Raw genomic sequence first — 18,015 nt, forward strand, 5'->3', positions numbered from 1 at the left:
GCCGAGCCGATCGTTGCTGGATCGCCAGCTTGGTGGACCGCTTCGCTCTCGGCGAGGGGTGCCACCTGCGATTACGCTAAGTGGTCCTCCCTGAAGTAGGCTTTCGAGCCAGATGGAGGATGCAGGAATGCCCCAGAAGAAGCACAAGCCGGAGGAGATCGTCGCGAAGCTCCGGCAGGTCGACGTGTTGGTGTCGCAGGGTCGGTCGGTGGCCGAAGCGGTGCGGACGATCAGCGTGACGCAGTTCACATACTACCGATGGCGCAAGGAGTATGGCGGCCTGAAGGCCAACCAGGTGAAGCGGCTGAAGGAGCTGGAGAAGGAGAACGAGCGGCTTCGGAAAGCCGTGTCGGACCTCACGCTGGAGAAGCTGATCCTTCGGGAGGCCGCCTCGGGAAACTTCTGAGCCCCGCCCGTCGCCGTCGTTGTGTCGACCATGTCAGGCAGAAGTTCGGGGTCTCCGAACGGCTCGCATGCCACGTACTCGGTCAGCATCGATCGACCCAAAGGAAAGTTCCGCGCGGGCGCCCCGACGAGGAGGCGCTCACCGCTGACATCATCGTGCTCGCATCTGAATATGGCCGTTACGGCTATCGGCGGATCACGGCTCTGCTGCGTGACGCGGGCTGGGTCGTGAACGTGAAGCGGGTCGAGAGGATCTGGCGGCGGGAGGGGCTGAAGGTTCCACAGAAGCAACCGAGAAAGGGGCGCCTCTGGTTCAACGACGGGTCGTGCATCCGTCTGCGGCCCGAGCGCCCGAACCATGTCTGGTCCTACGACTTCGTCGAGAGCCGGACCCACGACGGAAGGAAGTTCCGGATGCTGAACCTGATCGACGAGTTCACACGGGAGTGTCTGGCGATACGGATCGACAGGCAGTTGAGATCGATCGACGTGATCGACGTGCTGTCGGACCAGTTCATCCTTCGTGGCGTGCCGGATCACATCAGGTCCGACAATGGCCCGGAGTTCGTGGCGTCGGCGGTGCGAGACTGGATCGCCGCGGTCGGTGCCAGGACTGCCTACATCGAACCCGGCAGCCCATGGGAGAACGGCTACTGCGAGAGCTTCAATGCGAAGCTCAGGGACGAGCTCCTCAACGGCGAGATCTTCTACAGCATGGCGGAGGCGAAGATCGTCATCGAGAGCTGGCGCCAGCACTACAACACGAAGCGCCCGCACTCATCGTTGGGCTATCGGCCGCCAGCTCCCGAGGCCGTGCAGTGGCCGGCTCCGCCATCCGGAGCCGCTTCGCCGGCCACCCCGGTCGTAGCTCCAACACCCGTCATGCACTAAGACTGAAACTGGACCACTTCGTTGGGGCAGGTCAGTCGTCGTTCTTCCAGAAGATTTTGCGCTGGTCTTCGGAGGTGTCTCCAATAGTTCCGAGAATCTGATCTTTCTCGACGCGCGCGAATCGGCAGAAGGCGTCGTTGACCATGACAATCCGGTGGTCACGGTCGATCAGGAAAACAGGGCTCTGAATCGCGTTCAGAATCTTCTGGAGCGACTCAACCGTTGGCAAGACAGGGGACATCGAGAGCATTGTCGTGAAGCTATTTTACCAATTCGATCACGAGTACGTTTTTGATCGCTCAAACCGATGCGAGAACGCAATAGTCGAAGTCAGCATATTGTTCCGTCATCAATCGATCAGGTCGGTTTGGCGAAGGCCATGTGATCTTCGACGGGCCGCCATAACCATACTTGACGGCATCTGTGCTATGGAAGTGACGAATAGGCAATGGTCAACTGCTCCGGTTTTGGCCGGACGGCCGTCAGATGCAGGCCATCTCAATTGCCCGCTTTCGTCTTTGGATCGTCCAGGCGGGCGCTTTCCGGAAACCGATCCGGGACGCGCGCCCCTACGCGATCTAATCGTCATCGAGCTCGAATACGAACGGCATTCGCTCAACAGTATATCTGAAACTTCTATCGTCGGTCTCGTCGGAACGTTGCAGCCGGAAGACCGGATCCAATGACCTTTAGGGCCACATGTCAGATCTCATTCGCAGTTTGCGGACCGTAAATCTCAATTTGCTGCCTATCTTTGCGGAATTGTTGCGCTGTCGAAATGTTACTCGGGCGGCGGAACGTCTGAATTTGACGCAATCGACAGTTAGCGGGGCGCTCCGTCAACTTCGCGATATCTTTCAGGATGAGATCCTGGTCCAGCGCGGTCGCGAGATGCATCTGACGGAAAAAGCGCGCCGGTTGCATCCGGAGGTGGAGCGGCTGATCGAGTTGAGCAGCCGCCTGTTCCAGAAGGAATATTTCGACCCGCTGACCGCTCAGACGAATTTTCATGTGGCGACGGCCGACTATGTGTCCGCGCTGATGGCGTCGCGGATTGCGCGTGTTCTCAGTTGCGAAGCCCCCAATGTCAGCCTAACGCTTGCGCCCACGCCCGGTTCGTCGATCGCCGGCCTGCGACTGGGAACGCTGGACCTGATCATCTGCCCCAACCGACGCTCCAACCTGGAGGCTTGTGGTCTGGACGAGGGCGATACCGACTTCGGTCGCGAGACCTTCATGCATGAGGAATGGGTGGCCATTCAGTGGGCTGAACACCCCTCGGCCGCCAAGGAGCTGACCCGAGAGGAGTATTTCTCACGACCGCACGCCATCTATTGCCGGACCGACGGCCGCAATACCATCGAACAGGACACGTTGGAAGGAATGGGGGTCCACCAGAACAACCAGTTCTTCCTTCCTTACTTTACGCTTTTGCCGCAGATGGTCGTCGGTACGAACCTCATCAGCGTCATCCCAAAGACGATGGCCGACCAGTATGCCAAACAATATCCGATCGCCGTCTTCCCATTGCCCTACGACTTACCGGGATTCGATATTGCGATGATATGGATCCGGAATCGCGAAGCGAATGCAGATCTCGCTTGGCTACGTTCTGTCATTCGTCGAACGGCTTCGACCGGTGAAGACGACATCGGCGTGGAAACACCGGAAACATAGTCCTCGGTTTTCTTACCGGCCATTGCCCCTGCCGATACCTGATATCTGATTTCTCGATTTCCTGGCCTCGAGCGCCTGTGTTGTTAGACAAGAAACAACAAGCGCAAGTGATGCGGGGAGCAGGCGTCCATGGAATTCGTGATTGGCGATGCCGGGAGATCGGCATCGGGCGGAAAGCGCTCCGAGCATCGCACCCCGGTTAGCGGCGGGGTCGTCTCGCCGACGGTCGCGACGGTGCGGCGCCAGGGCGCTCAAACATGCAACTAAGCGGAATTGCGACCGGGCTTGGTCGCCTCGGGAGCGGGGCATCCAATGTGTGCGCCGCGGTGACGCTTGCCGCCATCGTGGTGTTGATGGCGGTGGATGTGACGGCCCGCTACCTGTTCAACAGCCCGGTTCCCGGTGCGGGAGAAATTATCGAGCTCGCCATGGCGGTGCTAGTCTTTTCGGCATTGCCGATGACTACGCTTCGGCGAGAGCACGTCACTCTCGACTATTTGGAACATCTGCTTCCGGCGAATGCCCAGCGGGTCGTCGGCGCGATCGCCGACATCGCGACGGCGGCGATCCTCGGGTTTCTCGCCTGGCGGCTGATGGAAAAGTCAGCGACCATCGTCCGATACGGTGACACCACGCCCTATCTGAGCTGGCCGATCGCGCCGATTGCGATCTTCATGTCGGCAATGTCGGCGGTGACGGCCGTGCTCCTCGCCATCAGCGCGTTCCGTCCCCGTCGCCGCTATGAAAGCTTCGAAGAGGGCAGCCTATGACCGCCGTCGCAGCCGGCCTCGGCGGCATGTTCCTGCTGGTTGCCGGCGGGATCCCGATCGCGTTCGCCATGGCCTTAGCGGGGTTCGTCGGCTTTGCGCTCGTGGTCGGCGTCTCGCCGGCGATGTCGATGGTCGGCCAGATCGCCTTCGATACAGTGATGAACTACAACCTGTCGGTATTGCCGCTGTTCATCCTGATGGGGAACTTCATCACGCGGGCGCGCCTGTCGGAAGATCTGTACACGGCCGCCCATGCCTTTGTCGGGCATTTCCGCGGCGGCATGGCGCTCTCGACGCTCATCGCCTGTGGCGGCTTTTCCGCTGTCAGCGGTTCGTCGCTGGCCACCGCCGCGACGATGTCGCGCGTGGCGATGCCGGAGATGCGTCGCTTCGGCTACAGCGACAGCCTCGCATCGGGCTCGATCGCCGCCGGCGGGACATTGGGAATCCTGATCCCGCCATCCGTCGCGCTGGTGCTGTTCGGGATTATGACCGGCAACGACATCGGCAAGCTGTTCATCGCGGGCATTCTGCCCGGCCTTCTGGGCCTTCTCCTTTATTGTCTCGCGGTCCTGATCACCACCGGATTGGATCGGTCCTCCGGCCCTCCCGGCGTGCGCACGCCGTGGGCGCAACGGCTGAGGGTCTTGGGGCGGGTTTGGGGTGTCCTCTTCCTCTTCGCCGTTGTGATCGGCGGCATCTATCTCGGCGTTTTCACCACCACCGAGGCGGCCGGGATCGGAGCGGCGGTGGCTGCAGTCTTCGCTATTGTCCGCGGTGGCATGCGGGCGCGGGAGATCTACGAGACGCTTTTGGCGAGTGCCCGGATGACGGCAATGATCTTCGCCATCCTGATCGGCGCGATGATCTTCGCCAACTTCGTCAATGTCGGTGGGATCTTGCAGATGCTGGACGGGTTCCTTCGTGGCCTCGACCTGTCTCCGCTCGGCGTTCTGCTATCGGTCTTCGTGCTCTATCTGGTGCTGGGCATGGTGCTGGAGAGCATGTCCATGATGCTGCTGACCGTACCGATCTTCTATCCGCTGATGATGAGCTACGGCTACGATCCGATCTGGTTCGGCATCTTTGTCGTGGTGGTGATCGAGATCAGCCTGATCACGCCGCCGGTCGGGATGAATGTCTTCGTCTTGCGCTCGACGCTTCCGGACACGCAGACCTCGACGATTTTTCGCGGCGTGATGCCCTTCGTGGCCGCCGATATTTTGCGATTACTTCTCATCATCGCATTTCCCTGGCTGGTTCTGGTCTTGCCGGGGAGCCTCTGACGGTCAAACAAATAAAGGGAGGACACACCTATGCTGAAGACACTCGCGAGCGCATCCGCGATCGTCCTTGCGATGGCGAACGCCGCCGCCGCCCAAGAAACGACGATCCGGTTCTCCGATTGGCTGCCGCCGACGCATCCCGTCACCACCGAAATGTTGAGACCTTGGGCCGCCAAGGTCGAGGAGGCGACCGAGGGCCGCGTGAAGGTTCAGTTCATTCCGGCGCTGGGCAAACCGCAGGCTCATTTTGACCTCGTGCGCGACGGTGTCGCCGACGCTGGAATGAGCGTACAGGCTTATACGGCTGATCGTTTTCCTTCGGCCTACGGGTTCACGCTGCCCGGCTACGCCGCCGACGCGACCACGGCCTCCGTTGCCTATTGGCGCACCTATGACGAGATGTTGAAGCCCCTGGGAGAGTTCGAGGACGTGCATCTTCTCGGGCTCTGGGCCCACGGCCCGGCGCATGTCTTCACCAGTAACGATGAAGTCAAGACGATGGACGACCTGGATGGGCTCAGGTTGCGGGCGACCGGCGGCATCGTGCAGGACGTCTCCGAGCGGCTCGGCATCGTGCCGCAGTTCTCCTCCGCAAGCGAAGCCTATGAGCTTTTGACCCGAGGCGTCGTCGACGGTGTCATGTTCAATTCCGACTCCGTCTACTCGTTTAATCTGCAAGACGGGTTGAAGTATGCTTATCGCGTACCGGGCGGGCTGTATCGCGACGTCCACTACGTCATCATGAACAAAGACACGTACAACAGCCTGAGCGAGGCGGATCGGGCGGCGATCGATCGCGTGTCCGGCGAAGCGTTGGCCCGGTTGGCCGGCGAAGCTTGGGACCGGGTCGAGGGCGAGGCCTGGGAGAAAATGGAGGCCTCGGACTATACCATCAACGAGGCAAGCGAAGAGGACGTCGCGCATCTCCTGGAAGTCGCCGAGCCTCTGAAGCAAGCCTGGATCGCCCGCATGAAAGAGCAGGGCGCGGACGGCGAAGCCATCCTCGAAACCTTCGCCGGACATGTCTCCGAAGTCCAAGCGGAAACCTCCGCGCAATGAGCGTTGGAGACACGACCACGGTGCGCCAGAGGGCGCACCGCAGCTTTCTAACCGCAGCTCTGGGAGACCTGCGCGCGCTGCTTGGAGAGCGGATGTCGACGGGGGACTCCGTGCTGGCTCAGTACGGTCGCGACGAAAGCTGGCATCGCCCACAGTTGCCGGATGCCGTTGTCTTTCCCGAAACGACGAAGGACGTCTCGGACATTTGCGCCATCTGTTACCGCCACGAGGTTCCCATCATTCCTTACGGAGTTGGGTCCTCGGTGGAAGGGGCGCTGATTCCGGTTTCTGGCGGCGTTGTCGTCAGTTTGGGGCGAATGAACCAGGTGCTGAGCGTCGATCCGGGAAACTTCGACTGCACGGTGCAACCGGGCCTGCAGCGCCGGGCGTTGAATGAGTATCTTCGCGATACCGGCCTCACATTCACGGTCGATCCGGGGGCGGATGCCTCCATCGGCGGGATGGTTGCCACGCGCGCCAGCGGAACCAACGCGGTGCGCTACGGCACCATGGCCGATATGGTCCGCGCGATGGAGGTCGTTCTGGTCAATGGAACGGTGATTAGGACTGGCACGCGGGCTGCCAAGTCGGCTGCGGGCTACGATCTCGGCCACCTCTTCATCGGCTCGGAAGGGACGCTCGGTATCGTCACGGAGATCACCGTTCGCTTGTTTCCGATTCCGGAGACGGTGGTGGCGATGACGTGCTGCTTCGAGACGTTGAAGCAAGTGGTGGACGTTTCGGTCGAGGTTATACAGGCGAGCCTCCCCGTGGCGCGGATCGAGCTTCTGGACGATCTGATGATCGATGCGGTCAACAGCTATTCGAAGACCGCGATGCCGGTGGTTCCCCATTTGTTTTTCGAGCTGCACGGCGATCCTGAAAGCGTGCGACGGAACGCCGAGGCCGTTGAGGAAATGGTCAAGGCCGCCGGCGGCTTCAGCATCGAGTGGTCCGAGAATCGCGAGGAGCAAAACCGGCTTTGGCGCGCCCGGCACGATTGTGCCTATGCCTGCATGGCCTATCGCCGGCCGCGAAAGATGCTGACCACGGATGTGTGTGTGCCCATTCCCGCGCTGACCGATTGCATTCTGTCGGCGAGCGAGGACGCCAAGGCGAACGACATCGTTGCGCCGGTTCTCGGCCATGTGGGTGATGGCAACTTCCACATGGTTCTTCTGATCGATCCCGACGACGTCGACGAGATCCGGCGCGCCGAAGGTGTCAGCCGTCGATTGGTCGAGCGCGCCATCGCGGCAGGCGGCACCTGTACCGGTGAACACGGAGTCGGGCTCGGAAAACGAGACTATCTCGTCTTGGAGCATGGGCCCGCCGCCGTCGAGACGATGCGAGCGATAAAGCGTGCGCTAGATCCGAAGGGACTCATGAACCCTGGGAAAGTACTGCCCGAGCCGCAGGTCGATGCCGCATGAGGGCGGATCCGCCAGGTAATTCGCGGAGTGCAATCGCGTTAGTCGATACCTGACATCCGAAATCTCAATTTCAGCGCTGGGAATACTTGTTGTTAGACAGGAAACAACAAGGTCAATTTATGTGGGGAGCGGATGCCCATGGAAACTCTACTGGTCATCGATAATGTTGCACGGCCGGCGTCCAGCGGTCACACTTACGAGCATCGCAACGCTGTGAGCGGAGACGTTGTCACACGGGCGGCCTCGGCCGGGGCGGACGATGCAACTCTCGCCGCGGACTCCGCGCACGCTGCTTTCGCCGCATGGTCCCGCACCGGCCCGACCGAGCGTCGCCGTATTCTCCTCGCAGCGGCGGACTGCCTTGAGGCGAAGACGGCTGAGTTCATTTCGGTCATGGCTTCGGAGATCGGCGCCTCTCAGCTTTGGGCCGGCTTCAATGTTATGCTTGCCGCCAACCTGTTTCGCGAGGCCGCGTCGCTGGCCACGCAGATCCAGGGCGAGACCATTCCGACCGATAAGCCCGGCACGCTGTCGATGACCGTGCGCCAGCCGGTCGGCGCCGTTCTCAGCATCGTGCCCTGGAACGGGCCGGTTGTCCTCGCTGCCCGTGCCATCGCCTATCCGATCGTCTGCGGCAACACGGTTGTGTTCCGCGCCTCCGAAAGCAGTCCCCGAACTCATATGCTGGTGGCGGAGGCGCTTTACGAGGCGGGCCTACCGGCGGGTGTACTGAACGTGGTGACCAATGCGCCGGCTCAAGCCGAAGAGGTAGTCGACACTTTGATCGCCCATCCGGCAATCCGCCGCGTGAACTTCACCGGGTCGACGCGGGTCGGGCGCATCATCGCGGAAAAAGCTGGGCGGCATCTCAAGCGTTGCCTGCTGGAGCTTGGTGGCAAATCACCGATGGTGGTCCTCGAGGACGCGGATCTCGACGGTGCCGTGCGCGCCGCAACGTTCGGCGCCTTCCTCTATCAAGGGCAGATCTGCATGACGACTGGCCGCATCGTCGTCGACGAGCGGATCGCCGACGATTTCGTGGCGCGGCTTGCGGCGCGGGCGGCCGAGCTATCGGTCGGCGATCCAACGATCAGGGGTGACTGCGTCATCGGTCCGCTGATTGGCTCCGGTGCAGGCGAGCGTATCCATGCCCTGATCGAAGACGCCGTTGCGAAGGGGGCGACCGTTGTAACGGGCGGGGGAAGCTCCGGCGCTCAGATGTCGGCGACGATCGTCGACCACGTGACCGCAGCGATGCGGATTTACGACGAGGAGACGTTCGGTCCCTGTACCGTGGTCGTCCGAGCCAAGGACACCGAGGACGCCATCAGGATCGCCAACGATACTGAGTACGGCTTGTCAGCCGCCGTTTTCGGTCGCGACGTCACGCGCGCTCTCGACGCAGCGATGCGGATTGACGCCGGCTGCTGCCACGTCAACGGCTCAACCGTGCAGAACGAAGCCCAGGCGCCTTATGGCGGCATGAAGGCCAGCGGCTATGGCCGTTTCGACGGGCGGGCGGTGATCGACGAATTCACCGAGCTGAAATGGGTCACAATCGAACCCGCCGATCAGGCCTACCCGTTCTAACCCTTCCCGCAGGCGCAGCGACGGTCGCTCCGGGGGCGTCGGCGCCAGGCGCCGCCGGGGCTGGCTTGAGCCGTCTTGAGAAAGAGCTCCTATGTCCTCCAACACACTCCTCACTGTCGATGATATCCATGGCTGCTGGGCAATCATGCCGACCCCGGCAACCGCAGACGCCTCCGATCCTGCTGCGGTGGATACCGTTGACCTCGCCGAAACGTCACGGGTCGTCGACGCGCTGATCGCCGCTGGCATCGACGGCATCATCACCCTCGGGACCCTGGGCGAATGCGCAACATTGACCTGGGAGGAAAAACGCGCCTTCATGGCTACGCTCGCCGAGACCGCCCGTGGGCGTATCCCTGTATTTGGTGGCACCACGAGCCTGAACACGCGCGAGACGATCCGCCAGACGCGTGAAGCCCGGGCGCTCGGGATCGACGGAGTCATGCTCGGCCCGCCGATGTGGTGCGCCCCGGACGTGCCGACCGTGGTGCAGTTCTATCGCGACGTCGCGGACGCCTGTCCCGATACGGCGATCTGCGTCTATGCGAACCCCGAGGCCTTCAAGTTCGACTTTCCTCGGCCGTTCTGGGCGCAGGTGGCGGATATCCCGCAAGTCGTCTCGGCGAAATATCTGGGCATCGGAGCGCTGCACATTGATCTTGAACTGACACAGCGGCGGATTCGGTTCTTGCCGTTGGATGTCGATTACTATGCGGCCGCCCGAATCGATTCGGAATTCTGCACCGCGTTCTGGACCAGTGGCGCTGTATGCGGTCCCGCGCCCGCACTCCAATTGCGTGACCTGGTCGCCAAAGCTGCGCAACGAGGAGACTGGGAGCCGCCCAAGGCGCTGACCAACGAGATTGCCGCGACCTATCGGACACTGTTCCCGAACGGCTCCTTTCGGGAGTTTTCCAGCTACAATATCGGCCTTGAAAAGGCGCGCATGAATGCCGCCGGGTGGATGAATGCCGGCCCCTCCCGCCCGCCTTATCATCTGGTTCCGCAGGCCTATCTCGAAGGCGCCGTGACGTCGGGTCAGCGATGGGCGGATCTCGACCGGAGCTTATCGTCCAGCACAAGCTGATTGTTCCTCGCTCATTGCCGCAGAACGCCGGATCATGCCCGAAACATTGGACTTCTATTTGGATTTCATGAGTCCCTACGCCTATCTCGCCTATCAGAAGCTTCCTGATCTGGCGGACGAGTTCGGCCTTCAGCTCGTGCCGAGAATTATCGACTTGCCGGATGCCAAGAAGGCGGCCGGCAATACCGGGCCGCGCAATGTCGATATCCCGCCCAAGATCCGCTATCTGAAAGTGGACCTGCAGCGCTGGGCTCAACGCTATGGCGTGGATCTGGTCTTTCCGACATCGCTCGACTCCCAGCGTTTGAACAAGGGCGTGTTCTTCGCGTCCGACCGGGACATGGTGTCGGACTATCTGGACGCCGCCTGGTCAGTCGCCTGGGCGAGCGGTGCGGACATGAGCGACGCTGCCGTTCTCGCGAATTTGGCACGAGGTCTCGGCTGGCCGGAGGCGGACTTCCTTGCCTTTGTCGACTCCGCCGATGCGGCGACCCGGTACGAAGTGTCCAGCATGGAAGCACATGAGCGTGGTGTCTTCGGCGTGCCGACTATGATGATCGGCGACGAGATGTGGTGGGGCAACGATCGCCTCGACTTCCTACGGGATTTCTTAATGCAACGACGCTTTTGACCTGCGTGTACGGGTTTTGTTTCGATCGTCGCAGGTCTCCAGCCAGGGCTAGTCTAGCGTTGGGGGTGAGGTGGCTTCCTATTCATGACTGGAATCTTCTTTGTGGTTAAATTCGGCCCCGCTGGTTAAGCGGGGCCGGTTGTCGTCAGCGGGTCCAGATCAGGACCTGCTTGCCGTTGCGGTCGACGAGGTTGGCGTAGACCGGTGCGGGAAAGCTCGGGTCGTCCAGCTTGACGGCAAGGTAGCTGTTGCCGGCCTCGCTGGTGCGGGTCCAGGCGGCGCCGATCTCGGCGGCGCCTGCCGTCACGCGGAAGTCGGGGACGGTGTCGCCGCCGCTCGTCACGGGCGTGAGCGCCACCTTCGCCTTGAAGGTCAGGGTCTGGATGTCCCCGGTGTAGCCGCGCTCGGTCTTGGTGAAGGTTCCAATGGTTGCCATGTCTTTCTCCTTTCGGTGTGTTTGAGGCCGCGCTCATCGCGACCTTTCCATGGCTCACCGTCGGCCCCGGTTGAGGCCGGGTCCTGCACCCGGAGGGCGGAAGCGAAGCGGACGACGGCACGCGCCGACTTTTCTGTTTCGCGCGGAATGACCGAAGGTCAGGGGAGAAAAGTCGAAGCACGCCGTTGCCGGGCACGGCGCCGGGGCCAGGTCCGCCATGCAAAGGAAAGGGCGCAGGGAGCGACGAACAGCCTGCCGAAAGGAGCCGTGGCAGCCGAACGGAATATCACTGCAGAGCGGTTTCGGCGGGATCCGGTAATCGACCGTTTGACTCTACGAAACGGACGGTGCTTGACGGGGCAGAATTGTGGCGACGACGCCGGCCCACAGTCTCATCGCGGATTGCGCTTATCCAAATCCGCTGGATCGTGATGATTTGGCGCCTGCTTGTTCGCTTGAACAATCGCCATCGGCATGTCGGGCGCAAGCATCCAGACATCGTCGATCGATCTTCGGCTCCGGCGCACCAAGGCTTGTAGCAGGTGGTCAGCTCGATCCCGCCAAGGGGATCCTGTGATGAAAGCTGTGGTCGTCTCCCGTGGTGCACACGTTGACGCGAGAGCATGATCGATGCCTCGGCCTGGTCCGAGAGCTCCGGGGCATGCCGCCGGAAGGACACGCTAGAGGGGGGCGTTTTCTGATCCGACTGATAGAGCCTCACGACCACGGCTCCATACATATGCCATTTCAAGCCATACAATATGTCGCATTGTATGGATTTATCGATGCTGACATTTGCGTAGTGCCGTTGTGTCCGATTGGTGCTCCGGCAAGACGGGAGCAAACCGGAGGCACTGAACCATGGCAGACAAAACCACACACTGGCCCCCGCTCGAGCCCTGGCGTGTCGGAATCCGAGGCCGGTGCCCCCGCTGCGGACAGGGACATCTGTTCAGCGGGTTCCTCAAGCTCGCACCTGGATGCGAGGTGTGCGGCCTGAGCTACGACTTCGCGGATCCGGCCGACGGCCCCGCCTTCTTCGTGGTCTGCTTCTTCTGCGTGCCGTCGGTCTTCTTCGCCGTCTGGGCGGAGGTCGCGTTTCAGCCCTCGATTTGGTTCCACATCTTCGTTTCCCTCCCGATCATTCTGTTGACGTGCATACCGCCGCTTCGACCCTTGAAAGGCTGGCTCGTTGCCAGCCAGTTCTACTACAAGGCGGAGGAAGGGAAGCTCGTCGGTACCGACGAGTAGCCCCTCACCCGAGCGGCTTGACCGGCCAGCGCATGCCCCAACTCGGCAGACCGCCGGTGTATGGCAAAGCTGACCGGTAAAGCCATACAATAAAAGACACCCTGCTCAGTTGGCACCGCAAGAGACGCCGAATGTGGACACCGCGCCTGGCCGAGACGGCTCGGAGAAAATATCTCGGCATCGTCGAGGCGCTGCAAGACGACATCCGGGCCGGGCGCGTCGAGCAGGGCGAACGGTTGCCGCCGCAGCGTGCCATTGCCGAGGCGCTCCATGTCGATCTGACCACGGTGACCCGGGCCTTCAACGAAGCACGCAGCCGAGGTCTGGTTGCGGCTCAGCCCGGCCGCGGCACCTTCATTCGCAGCGGGATCGGAGGCGACCGCGGCGACGCCGGGCGCGGTCAGATCGACCTCAGCATGAACATTCCCTCGCAGCCCGCCGACGTCGCATTCGAGACACTCATCCCGCAAGGGATCGCGGATCTTCTGGGCGGAGCGCGGGGGCTCATGGCCCTTCACTATCACCCGAGTGCCGGAGCCGAGCCGGACCGCGAAGCCGGGGCAAGGTGGCTGGGTCGTCGGATGGAGGGCGCCACACCCGAGCAGGTCCTCGTGACCGCAGGTGCCCAGAGCGCGCTTTACGCCGTGTGCGAACTGCTGCTTCGCCCCGGCGACACCCTTGCCGCCGGTGCCATGACCTATCCGGGCCTCAAGGCGATCGCGCTTCAGAGGGGCCTTTCTCTGAAGCCGCTGGAGATGGACGATGACGGCATTCGGCCGGAGGCGTTCGAGACGCTCTGCCGGGAGACTGCGCCGAAGGCACTCTATGTCGTTCCCAGCATCGACAACCCGACGACGGCCACGCTTCCGGAGGCGCGCCGCCGGCACCTGGCGGAGACGGCCCGCAGGCATGGCGTGGTCTTGATCGAGGATGACCCGTACGCCCCGTTGACGTCGATGCGAACGGTCGCCCTGGCGGAGCTGGCTCCGGAGATCACCTGGCACATCGCGACGCTGTCGAAATGCGCCACGCCGGCGTTGCGGGTTGCCTATGTTCGCGCCCCCACCGCAGCCCTGGCGGAGCGGCTCGCCGGCGTCCTGCGGTCCACGGTCCTGATGGCACCGCCGCTGATGTCAGCGCTGGCCAGTCGCTGGATCGCAGACGGCACCCTGCACCGGATCACGGCCTCCATTCGCGCGGAGAATGCGAGCCGTCAGCACCTCGCCCGCACGATCCTGGCTGACTTTGGCTTCGCCGCCGATCCGCACGGCCATCATCTGTGGCTGCGTCTGCCCGACCCGTGGCGGGCCAGCGATTTCGCCGGGCACGCCGAGCGCGCCGGAATTTCCATCGTGCCGAGTTCGGCCTTCGCCACATGCCCCCACCCTGAGGAAGCGGTCCGGCTCTCCCTCGGCGTGGCGCCCGATCGGGGCGACCTCGAAGACGTCCTCCTTAGGCTCGTCGATCTGACCATGCGGCCCGCGCTGAGCACGAAGGTCGTGGTCTAGCCTGGGTCGGAGCGCCATCACCTTCCGCCTCGGCTGACCCTTTTGGTAGCGCTTGACAAGCCCTGTGGGGCAGCCGAGCATGCGAACCATGTTCAAGATGAAGCAAGACAGTTTGTTCAGGCCGTTCCCCATCGCGGAATAGCGGCCCCGGTCCCGGCACAAGGGGCCGGGGAGTCGTTTGCTTCACCATTCCCAACTTTCGAACGCGCTCAGCACGCACCGCTCGTAGTGGGTCCCTCCGTGAGGAGGCCTGCGTTCGGGTCGCTTGGGCGACCGGCTTGAACAGAAGACGTGTCCACCATGGAACCCTCACTCATCGTCCTCAGGGAGGACTACGACCGGCTTACGCGTATGGCGAGCGGGCTGCTCTCAAAGAACCCCGATCTGGCTGAAGATCTTCTTGGCGAACTCGAACGCGCGCGGATCGTCGCCACACGCGAGATGGCCGGCGCGAGCGTGCAAATGGGATCGACCGTCTGGTTCTCGACCGACGATGGTGGCTCGCGCGTGGTGACCCTGGTCTATCCGGACGAGGCCGACATCGCTCAGGGGCGCGTCTCCATCCTGACTCCGATTGGAACTGCGCTTCTCGGGTTGTCGATGGGGAGCCAGATCGATTTCGTCGCCAACGATGGTCGCCTGCGCATGCTGACCGTCACCGCGGTCGAGCCATCACACGCAGCTGCCTGAGACCTCCGCGACCGGCTGGTGATGGAGGACGAGTGTTCCCGTCGCCACTGGCATTTCACCCAGTAGCGTGACCGGACACCTGAGACCCGCATGGTCAGCGGGCTGGTCGATCGTGTCCGATAGGAATTGTGTGATGTCGGCCCTGAACATCAAAACGTCCACCCGAGCCAGAACCTATGGGGGCAGTCTTACGGAAGACGATCACGCTGTCCTGCAACGGTTGGCCAGTGGCGGCAAGGCATTTTCCGAGCGATATCAGCAACTGCTGGCAACAAAGCTCCGCAACTGCATCGTCTACCCGGCAGGTGGTATCCCTGAGGATGTCGTTCGGCTCAATACGTGCTTCACCTATGCGATCGACGGCAGCCTGAAGGAGGCGTCGATCCTCGTCCGTCATCCGCCTGCCGATCTGCCGCAGTTCGCATTGTCACTCCACACCATGAGAGGATTGGCCCTCCTGGGTCTGGGCGAAGGGGAGTGCGTTGCGTTGGGCGGGGCCGGCGGCGCCTCGGAGACGATCGAACTCGTACGGATTGTCCGCCAGCCCAGAGACTAGCGATTCCTCTACGCGTGCGTCCGCCAGACGGTCGAGCACGATTTGCCCTACGAGACGGATTTCCTGCGCCGCTACGACGCATTCCGCGCCCAAATCGACGCGATAATCGACATGCCCGAGCGCACGGTCGATCTGCTCTTTCGCTTCTTGAAACAGAATGACGGGGCGCTCTCGAACCGCGCCCGCGAGAAGGAGTTCGCAGCACTCACCGACGAAGAGGCCGGCAAAATCGAGGCGATCTATGCCGAAGTCTTCGCTGAGGCGGGATGATTGTAGCCGTTCCCGGAACCTCGCAGAGCGGCCCGACGCGGGTCGAACCAATTGGTCGGTACAACGACGATCAGCTGTCTGGCCGTTCGGGCTCGGAAGGGCCGAGGTAGCGGTTGTTCATTCGGCCGACGACGTCCTTGATGTGACTGTCGGAAAGGTGGGCATAGCGGCGAACCATCTGAAGTGTCCGATGACCGAGGACTTCCGCAATTTCGACAAGGCTCGCGCCATTCATGGCCAGATAGCTGGCCGTGCTGTGTCGAAGATCATGGAAGCGGAAATCCGCCAGGCCGGCGGCGTCGCGGGCGTTCTCCCATGCCTTGCGGATGTCGATCGGTGCCCGGCCGTCTCGGCGTGGGAACAGCCATTTTGTCTCGGGCGGTTCGGGCAGTTTTCCATAGAGAGCCTTGGCATAGGCAATCTGGTCGAGAATTGCCGGCAAGATTTGCGGAACGATATAGGCAACGCGCGTATCGCCGTTCTTCGTGTTCCGCAGGATGGCGGTGCCGCGCTCCAGGTTCACGTCGGAGAGCGTTAGGCTGAGGATCTCGCTGCGACGCGCGCCGGTGCTGACCGCAAGCAGCACGACCGGATAGAGCTGCGGATTGTCGCTTTCCTGGCAGGCCTTGAGCAGGAGCGCCCGCTCGTCATCGTCCAGATAGCGGGTCCGTTCGTTTCTGATCTTGGTGATCTTGTTCACGCCATCGAGCGGGCTTGAGGCCGTCCAGCCCCACTGAATGGCGTATTTGAAGAGCAGGGCAAGCTCATCCCTGTAGTGCTTCAGCGTTTTCGGGCTCTTTGGCTTCTGGGGTTTCCTCGCCTTCCCGTCGCCGCCCTTCGGCTTGCGCCGGCTGTCGCCTGCAGCCGCGAGCGCACGCATTTTCTCGCTCACCAGATCCGACGTGATGTAGGCAAGAGAGTACGGTCCGAGCTCCCGCTCCCAGTAGTTCAGAAACGAGGCTTCGGCCCGCTTTGTGCTCTCCGCGCGATGAACGAAGACCTCGGCGCGGAACCGGTCGATCACATCCTGCAGCGTTTTTGCCGCCGCTGTGCGAACGACGTTCTTGAATTCGCCTTTGCGAATGCCGCTTTCAGTTTCCTGAGCCCATTGCTTCGCATCGGTCAGCCGCTTGAAGGTGCGTACCTGATCGGGGAAGCCCTTCATCCGGACCATCACCCGATAGGATGGCCCTCTCTTTCCTTCACGCTTCTGAATCGTGGCCATGGGTGTCCTCGCGGCATCGAGAGCAACGCACTGCACCGGATTTTTTGGCACACTTTTGGCACAGTGAAAATCAAAAACCTCCAACAATGACCAAGCGGTCTGGATCAGAAAATGACGAAAATACAATGTTTTATATGTTGCATTCTGTTGGAAAAGTGTGCCAAAAGCGGCCTTGCACTTGGCTCATAACCTGAAGGTCGTAGGTTCAAATCCTACCCCCGCAACCAAACTTCCAAAGCAAATTCAATGCTTTACAAAAACGCCCCGGCCGGAGGTCGGGGCGTTTTTGCGTTATAGGGACAAATTAGGGACAGTGCCGTCGACCTAAATCAACGAATCCCAACGGCCCCCGACGCCATAGTTGCGTATTTTCTGCATGCAGCGGCATCCGTGAACGCCAACTTCGCCAAGGCAGACAATGTCCAGTTCGCGCCCATTCCGGCCGTTCCGGCGCCCGTTGCTGATCCTCAAAAGCGGACATGCATTCATAGTGGCGCTGGTGCCAAATTTAGGTGGCAACTGGTCATACGCCGGCGTTGGAAAGCGTTGGGGAAGGGGCTGTTCCCGGTTGTGTGTGGGGGCGGCTGCGGGAATAGTCTCAGGGCGCGGCGCGCCCTCACGGAGAGACGGACATGATCAAGGAGTTTCGCGACTTCATCGCCAAGGGCAACGTCATGGACCTTGCCGTCGGCATCATCATCGGCGCGGCATTCACAGCGATCGTCCAGAGCCTCGTCAACGACCTGATCAACCCCATCATCGGCCTGATCCTCGGCGGCATCGACTTCACCTCCATGTACGTGGTGCTGTCCGGCGACGTGCCGGCCGGCTCCAGCCTGGAGGCGGCCCGCGAGAGCGGCGCCGCGATCTTCGCCTACGGCTCCTTCCTCACGCGCTGCATCAACTTCTTAATCATCGCGTTCGTCGTGTTCATGCTGGTGAAGTTCGTGAACCGGATCCGCTCGATGGCGGAAAAGCCCGACGACGTGGCCCCGGAGGTGAAGACGGGTCCCTCGCAGCTCGACGTGCTGATCGACATCCGCAACGAGCTGCGAGCACGCTCGCCCCAGTAGGGCTTTCCGGAAGGCGCCGGACCCGACCGGCCCGCGCTACGGGGCGGCGGGCACCTCCTGCGGTCGCGTGCCCGAACCCGCGGGCGTTCGCAATCGGAGGGTGAAAAACCACGCTCCGGGCCTCCCATTCCAGCTGCCGTTCCAACGCTCGTCCAAACGCTGGGCGCTCGGTGACTG

General features: G+C 62.0%; 18 protein-coding genes. 15 read left to right on the top strand and 3 right to left on the bottom strand.

Annotated elements, in window-relative coordinates:
- Positions 1-127 precede the first annotated feature (127 nt).
- Positions 128-1,296, top strand: a protein-coding gene (locus ACSSVZ_RS25945; RefSeq protein WP_453973762.1) for an IS3 family transposase whose coding sequence is annotated in 2 segments (ribosomal slippage) — positions 128-392 and positions 392-1,296 — 1,170 coding nt in all. Because the reading frame shifts where the segments join, the coding sequence is not laid out codon by codon here.
- Between the two features lie 31 nt (positions 1,297-1,327).
- On the opposite strand, the gene ACSSVZ_RS25950 is transcribed toward ACSSVZ_RS25945, so the two are convergent.
- Positions 1,328-1,537, bottom strand: a complete 210-nt coding sequence (locus tag ACSSVZ_RS25950) for a PAS domain-containing protein (protein WP_453973763.1) — start codon at positions 1,535-1,537, stop codon at positions 1,328-1,330.
- Positions 1,538-1,995: 458 nt separating this feature from the next.
- Here ACSSVZ_RS25950 and ACSSVZ_RS25955 point away from each other — a divergent pair, with 458 nt between their 5' ends.
- The 8 genes from ACSSVZ_RS25955 (at position 1,996) to ACSSVZ_RS25990 (ending at position 10,829) form a co-directional block, all read left to right on the top strand.
- Positions 1,996-2,973 carry a LysR family transcriptional regulator gene (locus tag ACSSVZ_RS25955; RefSeq protein WP_453973764.1) on the top strand — a complete coding sequence of 326 codons (978 nt, stop codon included), beginning with the start codon at positions 1,996-1,998 and terminating at the stop codon, positions 2,971-2,973.
- Between the two features lie 326 nt (positions 2,974-3,299).
- Positions 3,300-3,743: a TRAP transporter small permease gene (locus ACSSVZ_RS25960; protein ID WP_453973765.1), complete on the top strand. Its 444-nt coding sequence runs from the start codon at positions 3,300-3,302 to the stop codon at positions 3,741-3,743.
- Positions 3,740-5,029, top strand: coding sequence for a TRAP transporter large permease (locus ACSSVZ_RS25965; RefSeq protein WP_453973766.1), 1,290 nt, complete (start codon positions 3,740-3,742; stop codon positions 5,027-5,029). Before ACSSVZ_RS25960 ends, ACSSVZ_RS25965 begins: the two co-directional genes overlap by 4 nt.
- 30 nt (positions 5,030-5,059) lie before the next feature.
- Entirely contained in the window at positions 5,060-6,088 is a 1,029-nt protein-coding gene (locus ACSSVZ_RS25970) for a TRAP transporter substrate-binding protein (RefSeq protein WP_453973767.1), read from the top strand.
- Entirely contained in the window at positions 6,085-7,521 is a 1,437-nt protein-coding gene (locus ACSSVZ_RS25975; protein WP_453973768.1) for an FAD-binding oxidoreductase, read from the top strand. The genes ACSSVZ_RS25970 and ACSSVZ_RS25975 overlap by 4 nt, the downstream gene beginning before the upstream one ends.
- A gap of 138 nt (positions 7,522-7,659) precedes the next feature.
- Entirely contained in the window at positions 7,660-9,111 is a 1,452-nt protein-coding gene (locus ACSSVZ_RS25980; RefSeq protein ID WP_453973769.1) for an aldehyde dehydrogenase, read from the top strand.
- Positions 9,112-9,202: 91 nt separating this feature from the next.
- Positions 9,203-10,198: a dihydrodipicolinate synthase family protein gene (locus ACSSVZ_RS25985; protein ID WP_453973770.1), complete on the top strand. Its 996-nt coding sequence runs from the start codon at positions 9,203-9,205 to the stop codon at positions 10,196-10,198.
- Between the two features lie 34 nt (positions 10,199-10,232).
- Positions 10,233-10,829 carry a 2-hydroxychromene-2-carboxylate isomerase gene (locus ACSSVZ_RS25990; protein ID WP_453973771.1) on the top strand — a complete coding sequence of 199 codons (597 nt, stop codon included), beginning with the start codon at positions 10,233-10,235 and terminating at the stop codon, positions 10,827-10,829.
- 145 nt (positions 10,830-10,974) lie between these two features.
- Here ACSSVZ_RS25990 and ACSSVZ_RS25995 read toward each other — a convergent pair whose 3' ends face one another.
- A complete protein-coding gene (locus ACSSVZ_RS25995) occupies positions 10,975-11,265 on the bottom strand; it encodes a DUF736 domain-containing protein (protein ID WP_453973772.1) in 291 nt (96 codons plus the stop codon).
- Positions 11,266-12,126: 861 nt separating this feature from the next.
- Here ACSSVZ_RS25995 and ACSSVZ_RS26000 point away from each other — a divergent pair.
- From ACSSVZ_RS26000 to ACSSVZ_RS26020, 5 genes are all read left to right on the top strand, one after another.
- The gene (locus ACSSVZ_RS26000) at positions 12,127-12,516 is read left to right on the top strand and encodes a DUF983 domain-containing protein (RefSeq protein WP_453973773.1); all 390 of its coding nucleotides are present in this window, start codon (positions 12,127-12,129) and stop codon (positions 12,514-12,516) included.
- Between the two features lie 131 nt (positions 12,517-12,647).
- A complete protein-coding gene (locus tag ACSSVZ_RS26005) occupies positions 12,648-14,024 on the top strand; it encodes an aminotransferase-like domain-containing protein (protein ID WP_453973774.1) in 1,377 nt (458 codons plus the stop codon).
- Between the two features lie 300 nt (positions 14,025-14,324).
- Positions 14,325-14,714, top strand: a complete 390-nt coding sequence (gene rnk, locus ACSSVZ_RS26010) for a nucleoside diphosphate kinase regulator (RefSeq protein ID WP_453973775.1) — start codon at positions 14,325-14,327, stop codon at positions 14,712-14,714.
- A 133-nt stretch (positions 14,715-14,847) separates the two neighbouring features.
- Positions 14,848-15,270 (top strand): hypothetical protein, encoded by a 423-nt coding sequence (locus ACSSVZ_RS26015; protein WP_453973776.1) that lies wholly within the window; start codon positions 14,848-14,850, stop codon positions 15,268-15,270.
- 42 nt (positions 15,271-15,312) lie between these two features.
- Entirely contained in the window at positions 15,313-15,540 is a 228-nt protein-coding gene (locus ACSSVZ_RS26020) for a hypothetical protein (protein ID WP_453973777.1), read from the top strand.
- Between the two features lie 70 nt (positions 15,541-15,610).
- Here ACSSVZ_RS26020 and ACSSVZ_RS26025 read toward each other — a convergent pair whose 3' ends face one another.
- Positions 15,611-16,765, bottom strand: coding sequence for a tyrosine-type recombinase/integrase (locus ACSSVZ_RS26025; protein WP_453973778.1), 1,155 nt, complete (start codon positions 16,763-16,765; stop codon positions 15,611-15,613).
- Positions 16,766-17,397: 632 nt separating this feature from the next.
- On the opposite strand from ACSSVZ_RS26025, the gene mscL reads away from it, so the two are divergent.
- Positions 17,398-17,838 carry a large conductance mechanosensitive channel protein MscL gene (mscL, locus tag ACSSVZ_RS26030; RefSeq protein WP_453973779.1) on the top strand — a complete coding sequence of 147 codons (441 nt, stop codon included), beginning with the start codon at positions 17,398-17,400 and terminating at the stop codon, positions 17,836-17,838.
- Positions 17,839-18,015: the final 177 nt, after the last annotated feature.

Source organism: Amorphus sp. MBR-141 (assembly GCF_053628695.1).

Bases quoted from the DNA above. Each gene is read 5' to 3' on its own strand.
- ACSSVZ_RS25970 (WP_453973767.1), top strand. From the start codon at position 5,060: ATGCTGAAGACACTCGCGAGCGCATCCGCGATCGTCCTTGCGATGGCG.
- ACSSVZ_RS25965 (WP_453973766.1), top strand. From the start codon at position 3,740: ATGACCGCCGTCGCAGCCGGCCTCGGCGGCATGTTCCTGCTGGTTGCC.
- ACSSVZ_RS25955 (WP_453973764.1), top strand. From the start codon at position 1,996: ATGTCAGATCTCATTCGCAGTTTGCGGACCGTAAATCTCAATTTGCTG.
- ACSSVZ_RS26005 (WP_453973774.1), top strand. From the start codon at position 12,648: ATGTGGACACCGCGCCTGGCCGAGACGGCTCGGAGAAAATATCTCGGC.
- rnk (WP_453973775.1), top strand. From the start codon at position 14,325: ATGGAACCCTCACTCATCGTCCTCAGGGAGGACTACGACCGGCTTACG.
- mscL (WP_453973779.1), top strand. From the start codon at position 17,398: ATGATCAAGGAGTTTCGCGACTTCATCGCCAAGGGCAACGTCATGGAC.
- ACSSVZ_RS26000 (WP_453973773.1), top strand. From the start codon at position 12,127: ATGGCAGACAAAACCACACACTGGCCCCCGCTCGAGCCCTGGCGTGTC.
- ACSSVZ_RS25950 (WP_453973763.1), bottom strand. From the start codon at position 1,537: ATGTCCCCTGTCTTGCCAACGGTTGAGTCGCTCCAGAAGATTCTGAAC.
- ACSSVZ_RS25990 (WP_453973771.1), top strand. From the start codon at position 10,233: ATGCCCGAAACATTGGACTTCTATTTGGATTTCATGAGTCCCTACGCC.
- ACSSVZ_RS26015 (WP_453973776.1), top strand. From the start codon at position 14,848: ATGTCGGCCCTGAACATCAAAACGTCCACCCGAGCCAGAACCTATGGG.
- ACSSVZ_RS26025 (WP_453973778.1), bottom strand. From the start codon at position 16,765: ATGGCCACGATTCAGAAGCGTGAAGGAAAGAGAGGGCCATCCTATCGG.
- ACSSVZ_RS25985 (WP_453973770.1), top strand. From the start codon at position 9,203: ATGTCCTCCAACACACTCCTCACTGTCGATGATATCCATGGCTGCTGG.
- ACSSVZ_RS25975 (WP_453973768.1), top strand. From the start codon at position 6,085: ATGAGCGTTGGAGACACGACCACGGTGCGCCAGAGGGCGCACCGCAGC.
- ACSSVZ_RS25995 (WP_453973772.1), bottom strand. From the start codon at position 11,265: ATGGCAACCATTGGAACCTTCACCAAGACCGAGCGCGGCTACACCGGG.
- ACSSVZ_RS25980 (WP_453973769.1), top strand. From the start codon at position 7,660: ATGGAAACTCTACTGGTCATCGATAATGTTGCACGGCCGGCGTCCAGC.